General features: G+C 70.4%; 1 protein-coding gene. It reads right to left on the bottom strand.

Annotation, left to right across the window (positions count from 1 at the left end):
* On the bottom strand, positions 1-294 hold a 294-nt coding region (locus ACLEQD_RS45380; protein ID WP_410392072.1), incomplete at both ends, for an AMP-binding protein.

Below are 294 nucleotides of genomic sequence, written 5' to 3' on the forward strand. Positions count from 1 at the left end.
CGCCCTTCGGACGGCCCGTGCTTCCCGACGTGTAGATGAGGTACGCCACGTTCTCCGGGCGCACTTCCGACGTCACCGGGCAGCACGACTCCTCCGCCCACTCCTCCTCACGGTCCAGGCACACCGCCTGCGCACTGAAGGGGGGCAGCGACTCCAGCAGGTGCGAGTGCGCCACCAGCGCAGGGCCCTGCGCGTCTTCCAACAGCCAGCCCATCCGCTCCTTCGGGTAGCTCGGGTCCAGCGGCACGTACGCGCCGCCCGCCTTCAGGATGCCCAGCGTCCCCACCACCACGT

Origin of the sequence: Corallococcus sp. 4LFB, from assembly GCF_046520365.1 — a bacterium.
Lineage (GTDB): Bacteria > Myxococcota > Myxococcia > Myxococcales > Myxococcaceae > Corallococcus > Corallococcus caeni.